Annotated in this window: 11 protein-coding genes; all 11 read right to left on the bottom strand. The window is 42.8% G+C overall.

Annotation, left to right across the window (positions count from 1 at the left end; translation table 11 throughout):
* Positions 1–30 precede the first annotated feature (30 nt).
* Positions 31–1035, bottom strand: a complete 1005-nt coding sequence (locus tag CI597_RS03050; RefSeq protein WP_024728206.1) for a Gfo/Idh/MocA family oxidoreductase — start codon at positions 1033–1035, stop codon at positions 31–33.
* A 257-nt stretch (positions 1036–1292) separates the two neighbouring features.
* The gene (locus CI597_RS03045) at positions 1293–2321 is read right to left on the bottom strand and encodes a LacI family DNA-binding transcriptional regulator (RefSeq protein WP_024728207.1); all 1029 of its coding nucleotides are present in this window, start codon (positions 2319–2321) and stop codon (positions 1293–1295) included.
* A gap of 239 nt (positions 2322–2560) precedes the next feature.
* Entirely contained in the window at positions 2561–3397 is an 837-nt protein-coding gene (locus tag CI597_RS03040) for a class II fructose-bisphosphate aldolase (protein ID WP_024728208.1), read from the bottom strand.
* Between the two features lie 25 nt (positions 3398–3422).
* Positions 3423–4664, bottom strand: coding sequence for an MFS transporter (locus CI597_RS03035; protein WP_024728209.1), 1242 nt, complete (start codon positions 4662–4664; stop codon positions 3423–3425).
* A 384-nt stretch (positions 4665–5048) separates the two neighbouring features.
* Positions 5049–6500, bottom strand: a complete 1452-nt coding sequence (locus CI597_RS03030; RefSeq protein WP_024728210.1) for an ATP-binding protein — start codon at positions 6498–6500, stop codon at positions 5049–5051.
* Positions 6501–6621: 121 nt separating this feature from the next.
* Entirely contained in the window at positions 6622–7119 is a 498-nt protein-coding gene (locus CI597_RS03025) for a hypothetical protein (protein WP_024728211.1), read from the bottom strand.
* Positions 7120–7950: 831 nt separating this feature from the next.
* Positions 7951–8946 carry an electron transfer flavoprotein subunit alpha/FixB family protein gene (locus tag CI597_RS03020; RefSeq protein ID WP_024728212.1) on the bottom strand — a complete coding sequence of 332 codons (996 nt, stop codon included), beginning with the start codon at positions 8944–8946 and terminating at the stop codon, positions 7951–7953.
* A 19-nt stretch (positions 8947–8965) separates the two neighbouring features.
* A complete protein-coding gene (locus tag CI597_RS03015) occupies positions 8966–9763 on the bottom strand; it encodes an electron transfer flavoprotein subunit beta/FixA family protein (protein ID WP_024728213.1) in 798 nt (265 codons plus the stop codon).
* Positions 9764–9789: 26 nt separating this feature from the next.
* Positions 9790–10932, bottom strand: a complete 1143-nt coding sequence (locus tag CI597_RS03010) for an acyl-CoA dehydrogenase family protein (protein ID WP_024728214.1) — start codon at positions 10930–10932, stop codon at positions 9790–9792.
* Positions 10933–11079: 147 nt separating this feature from the next.
* Positions 11080–11976 (bottom strand): LysR family transcriptional regulator, encoded by an 897-nt coding sequence (locus tag CI597_RS03005; protein WP_024728215.1) that lies wholly within the window; start codon positions 11974–11976, stop codon positions 11080–11082.
* Positions 11977–12105: 129 nt separating this feature from the next.
* The gene (locus CI597_RS03000; RefSeq protein ID WP_024728216.1) at positions 12106–12486 is read right to left on the bottom strand and encodes a BlaI/MecI/CopY family transcriptional regulator; all 381 of its coding nucleotides are present in this window, start codon (positions 12484–12486) and stop codon (positions 12106–12108) included.
* Positions 12487–12619 lie beyond the last annotated feature (133 nt).

The following is a 12619-nucleotide window of genomic DNA, read 5'->3' as shown; positions in this document are numbered from 1 at the left end:
ATGTAATGATCCTATGGCAGATTCTCCGATTTATTTATAGAATTCAGGTTTTTCTGCTGTCACGATCGGTTCAATCTGTCCTGTCTCCTGTGCTTTTACCAATGCGTCTGCTGTCACAGCCGCCAGGTATCCGTCCCATGCAGTAGGTCCGCTGATCACTCCCTGCCCGGCACAGTCTACCCAGTTCTGGACTTCTGTGTCATATGCATCTTCAAATCTTACAAAGCAGTCCGTGTCAATGGCTGTTGAAACTGCCGCATTCTTCCTGATGCTCGGGTAAGAAGGTTCAGCCATCTTGATCGCACCGTCTTCACATACCACTTCGCAGTTGATGTCATATCCGAACTTGCAGTTGACGAATACTTCTACGTCGATGCAGATTCCTCTCTTTGTGCGGAGCAGCATGATCTGAGGATCTTTCAATTCTGAGTGGGAATATTTTGTCACTTTCGGCATGATCACCTGTGCACTCTCATATTCATCGTCTACTAACCAGTGAAGTGTGTCGATCTCGTGGATTGCTGTGTCATGGACTGCCATCGGCGTATTATAATTGGTTCCCACTTCTGGATTCCTGTGTGTGCAGTGAAGGATCAGCGGTTCACCATACTCTCCGGACTGGAGCGCCTCCTTTACCTGTACATATCCCTTATCATATCTTCTCATAAATCCAAGCTGGATCAGATGTTTTCCTGAAGCAGCTTCTGCATCCACAACCTTTTTGCAGTCCTCTGCCGTCGTTGCCAGCGGTTTTTCACAGAAAACACGTTTTCCCGCTTCAATAGCCTGAAGCAGAGAGTCTGTGTGGGCAAAACCCGGGGATACAATAAATACCGCGTCTACATCAGGATCATTAATCAGATCTTTTCCGTCTGTATATACCTTAGCTCCTCCGGCCAATGCCGCTGCTTCTTTTGCTCCTTCTTCAAAGACATCAGAAACTGCCACTACGTTTGCTCCCTGGATCTTGTTTGTGAGACGTTTGATATGATCTTTTCCCATTCCGCCGCATCCAATTACACCTACATTTAACATTACTCTACCTCCATATGTTCGTTGATTTGTTGTTTTTTATTGTGAACTTATGATAACATTGCGTGCGCGTGCACGCAATCAGCAACATACACAATAATTCCAATTATTTTTTAAATAATTTCACTTATACTATCCTTTTTGCACAAAAAAATACAATATCGCAGTCCGATATTGTATTTTTATTTATACATTCTGTATAAACAGAAAATTTAAAATGATTATATTATGATAATATTATTATTATATTTTTGTAACAATCAAAGATTGCATCTTGTTTTAATTACAATATCTGTGTGCCAAAACTCTCCCTGTCTCGTTGGATTGCCGCAGAGTGTATGGAATAGTTCCATGACAGACTCATACCCCTGAACATAGGAATTTTGTCTCAGGATGAAATTAATGATTCCTTTTTTGAGATTTTCACGGTTTTCTCCCTCATAGTCATGGGCGATCACTTTGATCTTCTTTTCCAGCCTGTATTTTTTTAATGTATCGCAGACCCCGCTCTCCCCCTGCGCCGTGATATAGATGCCTGCCAGATCCGGAGTCTCTTCCAGCTGTTCTTTCAGGAGCTTCCCGGCAACCCAGTCGTCATCATATGCATATCTTGGCTCCAGGACCTTTATCCTTGAATAATGGTGCTCCAGTTCATCCAAAAATCCTCTTGTACGCTCCATAGTGGCTACATTTTCCTGAGAGCCGGACAGGATCATAACCTTCCCGTCTCCGGGGATAATCTCCCCCATGAGTCCTCCGGCCACTCTGCCGCTGGCATAGGAGTCCTGCCCGATGAAGCAGAGCCTCTTTGTATCCTCCAGGTCAGAGTTGATCGTAATGATTGAAATCCTGTCCTTTTCCACAAACTCATTGATCGTCTTTTTGAGCAGTTCATCGTCGGTGGGAACCAAAGCGATCCCCTTCACCCCGGCTTCCCTGAAATCTTTCATTGTCTTGAGCAGCTTCTTTACGTCCCCACCGTGAATGCACTCCACAAATACATGTCCTCCGAAGCGTTCGACTTCTTCCTTCGCGAATTCCGTGCCTTCCAGCACTGCCTTCATAAACGGAGTCTCTGCGTACTGAATGATAACTCCAATCTGAAGTGCGTGATTGGCGGTGGAAAGTGCCTTTGCCGCCATATTGGGCTGATATCCAAGTTCCTTTGCGATCCCTTTGATCCTTTCTGCCACTTCCGGCCGGATTCTTCCCCGGTTATTTAATGCCCGGTCCACCGTACCCCTGGATACCCCGGCCAGGTCTGCAATCTGCTGAATCGTAACTGCCATACTCTTTCTCCTCTCGCGTTCTCGTGCACGCATTGTTGATATCATTATATCATACTCTGCTGAATATTTAATAATCTCCAGCTTTCTCCCGCCATCGTTTGTCTTTAACGGCTGCTATGACACTATTTTAAATTCCTCTTCTCTTACCTCAAAACAAAAATATTATTAAAAAGGAGAAATGCTCCGGTAAAATAAGCCGGTGCGCTTCTCCTTTTAACAAAATATAATTTGGAATACCTTTACTTGCAGTTAAAGATCTCAATATGACGTTTTACGTTGTCATAGACACCTTTTACCATAGCTTCATTCATGTCAAAATAATTATGTTTTCCTTCAGACCCTATGTATTTTTCTACTTCTTTTGTCAGGCTGTTAAAACTTGCCGTTGCAATGTTGACTTTGCAGATTCCAAGAGAGATAGCTTTTCTGAAGCCGTCATCTGTAATTCCGCTTCCGCCGTGAAGTACCAGAGGTTTCTTGGTAATATTGCGGATTTCTTCTAAAACACCAAATTCCAGCGTCGGCGCCACCGGATAATCACCGTGTGCATTTCCTATGGCCACTGCCAGAGCATCTACACCGGTCTGTTCACAGAATATTTTTGCATCCTGCGGATTGGTACACTGAATCCCGTGATCACTCTTTCCATCTTCGCTTCCGCCTACAAGCCCTAATTCGGCCTCCACAGTTGCTCCATATTGAGCTGCCAGTTCCACTACTTCTTTTGTCTTTCTTATATTTTCTTCAAACGGATCTCGGGAAGCATCCAGCATGACAGAAGTAAATCCTAATTCCAGTGCTTTTTTTACAGTCTCCAGTGTAAGACCGTGATCTAAATGAACCGCCACATCCACCTTTGCTTCCTTTGCGGCCCGGACCATCATCGGGCCCATTAAGTGCAGGGGAGAATGTTCCAAACGCACTTCTGCGATTTGGAGGATGATTGATGTATTCATCTCTTCTGCAGCTTTGACGGCCCCTTTGACCATCTCCATATTTCCAACACTGAACGCGCCGCATCCTCTGTTTTCTTCTTTTGCCTGCTCCAGTAATTGTTTCATTTTCACTAATGCCATAATTGATACTTCCTTTCTCTTAATATCATTTCAACTGTAATTTTATCTGTGGTTCCAGCCTCTGTTTCCCGTTTTCCTGTTTTTCATTCTTAATTTCTTTTTCCAGCCTGGTTAAAAACAGAAATGCCGCTGCTGAAAATACAAAGCCGATTAAAAATGTCGTATTCACCGGATACTGCCCTGCCGCAATTAAGTTTGTAATGCATGGAGACAGTGCCGTCACGACGACAATCCCAAACATAACGATTCCATAATTCTGTCCGGAATGTCTCAGCCCGAAGATAGAGCTTGCCAGGGAAGGAAAACTTCCCATTATCCCTCCGAAGCATCCATAGATCAGGATCACTGCCAGAGTTGTCAATATCTTCTGTCCCGTTATGAGAAACACCATAGCTGCCATAGAGAGCAGGAGCACACCTTTGATGCACTGTATCCTGCCGATTTTATCTGAAAGAGACGGGAGCACCAGCCTCATCCCTGCATTCAATATGGAACCTGCCATGACCGAACCCACTGCGAGGGCTGCGCTGATGCCTCTGTCCGTCTGCAGTGTCTGCGATAACGGCGATGTGAGATAATATGCCATAAGTCCGCACATCATCGTGCATAACAGGTAATAAAATTTTCTGGTCTTTACCATCTCTGCTGAGGTGTACTGACGTGTTTCCCCGTAAGATACCGGCATCTTCTCTTTTGCTGTTTCCTCTGGTTTCCTGATGAACAATGTTCCCAGAATCCATGAGACTCCAATCAGTAATCCCACGGCCAAAAATGCCAGCTGAGGGCCTCCGGCCTCCAATAGTGTTTTGCTCACCGGTGCCATCAAAAGGCCGCAGATTCCGTTTGCCGTGATCACAACGCCGGATGCAAACCCTGTTCTTCCCGGAAACCACTTTTGAGCCGTTGAAAGGATCGGTGCGTAGATCATTCCTGACCCGATGCCCTGCATGACTCCGAACGTCAGGTACATCCAAACGGGTGACGGCAGGAGCATGTATCTGGACAACAGCACTCCTGAAGTTAAGACTGTTCCCCCGATAAACACAGCGGGAGTCGGCCCCTTTTTATCCTGAAGCCTGCCCCCTAAAATATTTCCCAGTACAAAAAACATGGTCGGCAGATAAAAGCATATGGAGGCCTGCCCCGTGCTCCATCCTGCCGATTTCATCACATATGGCTGGTAGATAGACCAGACATGAGGATATCCGGTAAATAATATGGCAAAGGCTCCAAAAGCCATCATTGTATTGCGTTTTTTTCTGTTCATATTACACTCCCCAACCATCATGATTATATTTTGATCATATTTTGATTATATTTTAAGTTGATTTTAGCATTATTATTGAGCATTGTCAATAATAATATCAACAATCTCTCATATAGTAATAAGCAAAGAAATCGGGCAGGAAGGGAATGATTTCATTTTCCTTCCTGCCCGATCTCTCATTTATATATCATTTTCCTTAAAAGCTTTTATTAGCCTGTGCCAGGGTTGTTTATAGGTGTATCCTCTCGTTCCACAAAATCAATTTACTCAGTTGAATCTGCTTTACCATTATATCAAAAAACGATCTTACAGATATCTCCCGTAAAATTATCGTTCAGCTTTTCAATTATCTGATTTAGGTTCAACTCTGCCATGTTATCACTTTCATTCCGGGAACTGTTCACCCGCAAGATACATCGTGTTTCTTGCGTTTCCACTCTTCTTTAAGATGTTCTTTTTTACAAGGCTTCCAAGAATAACTCTTGCTCGTCTATCTTTTACCAAAAGCAGCTCGGCCACTTGTGAAGTCGTACAGCTGCCATTGCTTTTTACAAATCCGACTATTGCAATTTCTTGATCCGGCATTCTGGCAGTGCCGGATTGTGCCGGATTTCCGAATTGTGCCGAATCCTCTTTCATCATTTCCAAATTGGTATTTGGGGCGGCTTTCCGATACATATTCACCCGGAAGTCTCCATCAAAATCAAAAAACTCCGGCTCAGGCAAGCCATATTCATTGCATTCTCGAATAATACGAGGAATGCCGCTGCCCCATTTTTCAATAATCTTCATGTAGGAAAATGCATTGGCAATAGCTCTGTTTCTAATCTTAGAATAGCCTTCCTTCATCTTGGCAATGGAAACACCGTTCAGCAGCATACCGGGAGAAGTGACCTCCAGCCGGTCATCGAACAAAGCGATTTGAATATTGCCCGATTCCAAGTAGCTGCGGTGGGCAACAGAATTTGCGATCAACTCACGCACACTGTCCAAAGGCAGTTCGTAAACGTCCTGCCGGTACATTCCTTGGATTTTCATACCACGGTTGATTTTCTCCTGCACGTACTGGAACGCTGCTTCCATCTGATCCTGAATGGAGCCTTCAAACTCTCGGCGGTCTACAAAATACGCTCTGTCAGTTCCCTTGAAAACAGCACATTGAATAATTGGCTGCTCATGTGCCTGCCCTGTCAGCAGCGCATAGGCATTGGTCGGAACAGCTGCCCCATCCTTTTCTATCAAAACGCCCCAAGAAATCAGAACGTTTTGCGTAAGGTCTTTGACCTTTGCCTTCTCTGCATCAGTCAGAGTGTTTCGCAGCGCCATTGCTTTCATATTGGAACACAGAATGGCAATGTCCTCAGAAGTGACAGCTAGTCCTTCACAGGGTTCGCAGTCATAATAACGGTTCTGGCCTTCCAGAATCAGCTCCTGCACCTGATAACGTTCTGCATGACGTGTCGTACCGCTCACCCGGACATACGTCCCATCCAAAAGACCTTGGCTCTTGATATAGTAAGGACGCGTCATACCGGACATGATTTCCACTTCAATAATGGATTTCCCATCAACTTCCTGCACACCGATACTGGGTATGATTTTCGGTTCACAGCTGTCAAAAATGGCATTGGTGATGGCATCCATTTTTTGAAAAACCTCTTCTTTTGAAAAACCGGTGACTTTCCAAGTGTTGTTTTCCACACCAAAGATCAGCTTGCCGCCTCTGCCGTTGGCAAAGGCCACAACAGTCTTCATATACCTTTCGCTTTTTACCGGGATTTCTTCTTTGAATTCCACATTGTCGGATTCACCGGCAAAAATCTCTTCTGCTGTCATTGGTCACACCTCCTGTTCTATTCAAAGTATTATACTCAAATTTTAGAAATAAAACTGTGCAAAATGTCTATAAATCCGTCCCACCCAAGGGCAATAGTAATAATTGAGCTAAGCAAACCAATTAGTGTAAGAGAATTCCACTTCCAAAACATAAGAATGGATTCAAAATACTCTTTTTTTCTTGTTCAATCACCCTGTCTAAATTGCCAACATGCCTTCTAAGAGCATCATCACACAAGCCTGGCAATTGACCTATTCGCTCTCGAATCATTATACTGTCAAGCTGGTTTACCATGGAACGCATCTCAGGGAGTATATTCATGAACAGTTGATAGTTTCTCCCCTTGATTTGTTTGAATGGATCAACAAACTCAGCTAGTACACCATCGTTCCCCAACTCCTTTTGGATTTTATCAACATCATGAATGCAAACAGCATACAACTCAGGCTCAATCGAACAGTGTTCGATATAGTAATTTGCCAATTCTATGAATCTATTTGAGAATTCTATCGTTTCATCTCTTCGCTTCTTATATTCGAGCAGTGAAGTCCATTTTAAGACATGTCCTATTAGGACAATCGCTGCTGTGATCAACGCTGGATAAAACCTATATCCCATAGGACACCTCCTCGTCATTTCTTGGTCATAATGGATTTTGAGTCGGCCAACACTTCGTAGAACTTCCCATCAGATCCTATCTACACCTTACGGTAATTGGCTTTAATACCATAATCCAAGTGGATGGCAATACAATCCAGCGCAAGATGAACAATTCTTTCATCATACTCCTTACATTCCCATAATTGTACTCTCATTGCTTTACATCAGAACAAAACTCATTGCCAATTATTATATCACTTTATCTTCACAAGCGGAACCTCTACATATAGGTTCTTGAAGACAATATCCAAAGATAATTTTTCTGTTGTTCAAAGTCAACGCAGATCACGGACAGAATCGGTCACATAAAGTGGACTTTGGCACCTTTTAACTTAAAGAGTCCACCGCTGATATGGCTTTTTGTATAATTGTCATATTTTAGCGGTCACTTCGCATGCTTCTGAAGAAAATCCTTTAATTACAAGAATTAGTTTTCAATCAATAGTATCTCGTTAAGCTTATTCTTTAGATGTTGATACTCTTTCATCTGGTTAGTATCAAACGCTGGCAAAACACTAATGTAAATTAATGTCCGAATATATTCTAGTTCTAGCACTAGACATATCTTCTTTTTGTATTTCATAAACAATCATATTGGTAAAATAATTGCTTTGATAATCCTTTACTAATATGCTTTTCGATAGTTTTAATATCCCTTGATATCTTCTATTTCAAATAAAACAATCTATTTTTTATTTTATCCCTCGGCTAAAACAAACAAAAAGAAGGAAAATAATCTGCTATTCTCCTTCTTCCCTATATTATATATAATTATTCTTTCTATATATCTTATTTAGCTTTCAAAGCCTTAACCGCTTCCGTAAGCTTCGGCACGATAGTATTTAAATCTCCTACGATTCCAAGATCCGCAATGTCAAAGATCGGAGCATCTTCATCTCGGTTGATAGCTACGATAAATTCAGAGTTTTCCATGCCTGCTGCGTGCTGGATGGCTCCTGATATACCGCAGGCCAGATATAATTCCGGACGAACAGTCTTTCCTGTCTGCCCTACCTGGCGGTCAGCACTGATCCATCCAGAATCCACACAGGCTCTGGAAGAGGATACTTCGCCTTCCATAACATCGGCAAGTTCTTCTAACATCTTGAACTTATCTGCGCTTCCGATTCCTCGTCCTCCGGAAACAAGAATCTTCGCCTCTGTGATGTCTACAGATTTATGAGCTGTCTTTACAGTCTCGCGTACTTTTACATTCATGTCTGCAGCAGAGAATTCCACCTTGAATTCTTCAACCTCACCACTTCTGGATGCATCGCTTTCCAACGCTTTCATAACACCCGGACGGACCGTTGCCATCTGAGGACGGAAGTCTTCACACACGATCGTTGCCATGATATTTCCGCCAAATGCCGGACGGGTCATCATAAGAAGCTTTGTCTCCTCATCAATCTCGAGTGCAGTACAGTCTGCTGTCAGTCCTGTGTGAATTCTTGCGGATACTCTCGGCGCAAGGTCTCGTCCGATGGAAGATGCCCCATAAAGCACGATCTCGGGATCTTTTGCATTGATCACGGCTGTCAGTGCCTTCGTATACGGCTCTGTGACATACTCTTTCAGCATAACATCATCTACAACAACGACTTTATCTGCTCCGCAGGCAATCAGTTCCTGCGCTTTATCTTTCACGCCTGACCCAAGCAGAACTGCAGCAACCTGCTGTCCAAGGTCGTCTGCCAGTTCTCTTGCTTTGCCAACTAATTCGATTCCGACTTTCTGAAGTTCGCCGTCTCTCTGTTCAGCGAATACGTATACGTCTCTGCTCATTTTTAATTCTCCTCCTTGCTTAAATGATGTGCTTTTCCTGAAGTTTACCAACAATAGATGCCACTGCTTCGTCTGCTGATAAATCTTTTAAAATGGTTCCCGCACCTTTGGCCTGTTTTGTAAAAGATTTCTTTACTCTTGTAGGAGATCCCTTTAATCCAATGTTTGCCTGGTCTATGGTATCTTCTAAGTCTGCAAGCCCCCAGACTTTTACTTCTTTTTCTCTGTAGGCATCAAATGCACCGTGTACCGTCATATATCTGGGATCAGCCAGTTCAGCCAAAGCTGTGATCAGACAAGGAGTCTTTACTTCAATGATCTGATGACGGTCTTCAAACTGTCTCTGAACGATCAGAGTGTCCTCCCCTTCCACATTTAAATCTTCCACATAGCTGACCTGAGGAATACCAAGATGTTCTGCGATCTGAGGACCTACCTGTGCGGTATCTCCGTCGATTGCCTGACGTCCTGTGATAATCACATCAAAATCTAATTTTTTGATAGCCGCTGCGATCGTAGAAGAGGTTGCCCATGTATCTGCTCCTCCGAAAGCTCTGTCAGAAACAAGAACTGCATCATCACATCCCATAGCAAGTGCTTCTCTTAATGCCACATCTGCCTGAGGCGGTCCCATGGAAACAACGGTCACAGTGCTTCCCGGGCATTTTTCTTTTAACTGCAGGGCAGCTTCGATCCCCGCTTTATCATCCGGATTGATGATACTAGGTACACCGTCTCTGATCAGGGTATTTGTCTTTGGATCTAATTTTACTTCAGTTGTATCTGGTACTTGTTTTGCACAAACAACGATTTTCATCTCTTTATTCTCCTTCCGCTTTAAGCTTATCTTAACAATCCGCCGCCTACGATCATCTTCATAGCCTCAGATGTACCTTCGTAGATCTCTGTGATCTTGGCGTCACGGTACATTCTTTCTACCGGATATTCTCTGGAGTATCCATATCCCCCAAGGAGCTGTACAGCCGCTCTTGTCACTTCCACTGCCACATCAGATGCAAACAATTTGCAGGATGCTGCCAGCGGAGCATAATTTTCATGATCGTCTTTGGCCTTTGCCGCTCTCCATACCATAAGGCGGGCAGCGTCAATTTTCACCTGGAGTTCTGCGATCAGGAACTGTGTATTCTGAAATTTAGAAATCGGTTTCCCAAACTGTTTTCTTTCTTTTACATATTTGATCGCCTCATCTAACGCACCCTGTGCAATACCAACAGACTGAGCTCCGATTCCGATACGTCCGCCTGCCAGTGCCGACATCGCGATCTTATATCCTTTTCCTTCACCTGCGATCACATTCTCTTTCGGAACCCTCACATCAACCAGCGCAACTTCACAGTTAGATGCAGCACGGATACCCATACGAGGAATATTTTTGCTGACCTCTAATCCCGGTGTGTTTCTGTCAACAATAAATGCAGACATTCCTCTTGTTCCCGCACTCTTATCTGTCATTGCAAAAATGATAAAAGTATCGGCAAAACCTGAGTTTGTAGTAAATACTTTCTGTCCGTTTAATACATAATGGTCACCGTCCAGCACAGCACTTGTCTTCACACCGCTGGCATCCGTACCCGCTCCAGGCTCTGTAAGGCCGAAGCATCCTACTTTAGATCCGTCAACCAGAGGACGAAGGAATTTCTGTTTCTGCTCTTCGGAAGCAAAGTCATTGATACAGGAACAGCATAGCGATGTATGTACGGAAATCGTGATTCCTGTAGAGGCATCTACTTTAGACATCTCTTCCATACAAAGTGTATATGTTAAGACATCGGCACCCTCTCCGCCGTATTCTTTGGAATATGGAATTCCCATAATACCGAATTTTTTCATTTTTTCAAGCAGATCCATGCTGAATTCTTCTGTTTCATCCATATCCCTGGCAATTGGTTTGATTTCTGTCTCTGCGAAATCTTTGAACATCTGCTGTGCAAGCAGCTGTTCTTTTGTCAATTTAAATTCAACCATTTTCTTTTTCCTCCTGTTTGCTTTTACATAAAACTTATTAGCATCCCTACTATTAGCCCGCCAATACTTTGTAAGCTAAATATTTGTGAGCTAATAGTATCACTTTGTGAAAGTTGTGTCAACAGCTTTCGTTAATTTATTGTCTATTTATATTGTATATTCATCATCTTTGTGCAAACTGTTGAATATATCAAGGTAATCTTGTGAAAAAATGCTATGATACCTCCACACGAATGTAAAATCATGAACTACCGGAAAATCTTTCAATTCCAGTTTTCTCAGTATACCGTCTCTTAATTCTTCTCTTGCGGCTGCCTCATACAGGAAGGTAATCCCGCACCCTTCAGCCACCAGTTTTTTTATCATATGCAGACTGCTGGCCTCATGATTTTTCTTAAAATCTCCGATCTTTAAGTTCCTTCCCTCCAGACTTTTTTCCATAATCTCTCTCGTACCTGATCCCGCCTCCCTCGTTATCAAAGGTTCAGAGAGCAGGTTCTCCAGCACCTCCGGTTCCTTTTGAAAACAATAGTCTCTGCCGCAGACAGCAATATAGGATTCCCTGGAATATATGCGGTAATCATATTCCTTCTTTTCAAAATATCCCTCAACCATGGCAAAATCAATCTCACCCTGATCCAGCTGGTTTAAGAGATCCTCTGTATTTGCAATCCTTATTGAAATTTCTGTGTCGGGATGCATTTTAATAAATTCAGCCGCTGCATGGGGAAGAATAAAATCTCCGATCGTCAAGGTCGCTCCGAAATAAAACCTGCGTTTTCCCTTTTTCATTTCCTGTATTTTATGTTTTAAGTACATCTCATCGTGCTGAAATGTCATAGCCGCATTCCGGAACAGATCTCCTTTTTCGGTAAGACTCAGCTTTTTCCCTTCCATCTCAAACAGCTTTATCCCGTATTCCTTTTCAAGCCATCTTATATGCTGTGACACCGCAGGCTGTGTGATATTCAGTTTTTTAGCTGCCTTTGTAAAATTCATCTGTTTACATACTTCAAGAAATGTAAAAATCCTAAAATCCAGCATATCGTTCTCCTTTGTCTTTTATGTCTGGGACAGAATGGACAAGTTTATATAACGAAAAAGACATCCCTGCAAATCAGAATGTCTCTCCTCTCCCGGCTGAACTTTTCCCGTTTCCAATACTCTGTCAGATCAATCTGCATCCAATTCGTCCAGCAGCTTCTTCAGTTTTTGGTGCTCGTCCCCGGATATTCTCTCGCTGAGAGCACTGATAAAGTTTTTTGCTGATCCGTCAAACCAGATATCCAATACCTCTTCTGCCTTGACTTTCTTGTAGTCATCTTTTTTGACAACCGGCTTCACATAGGAAAATTTTCCCCGTCTCTCAACCACCGCATATCCCTTTGCTTCCAGATCAAAAAGAAATGTACGTACGGTTGTCCTCTTGTAATCCTTACCATACTTATCCTTCAGCTCTTCTATTAATGTCAAAAACGGGATCTCTTCTTTCTCATAATTCCAAATACATCTCATTACTACTGATTCTGCTTCTGTTAGTTTTGCTCCACTCACTTAAATGCATCTCCTTTATATTTTTTGACTAAGCATACAGTTAGATTAACATATATGAATGCTTTATTCAATAGCAATTATGATAAATGTATATATATTTTTTATTTTGAATCAAAAATCATTAAATTATCTT

This window comes from Anaerostipes hominis (ex Lee et al. 2021) (genome assembly GCF_002270485.1).
GTDB lineage: Bacteria > Bacillota > Clostridia > Lachnospirales > Lachnospiraceae > Anaerostipes > Anaerostipes hominis.
The sequence above is the reverse complement of the archived record's forward strand: the minus strand, read 5'-3'. Positions and strand labels throughout refer to the sequence as shown.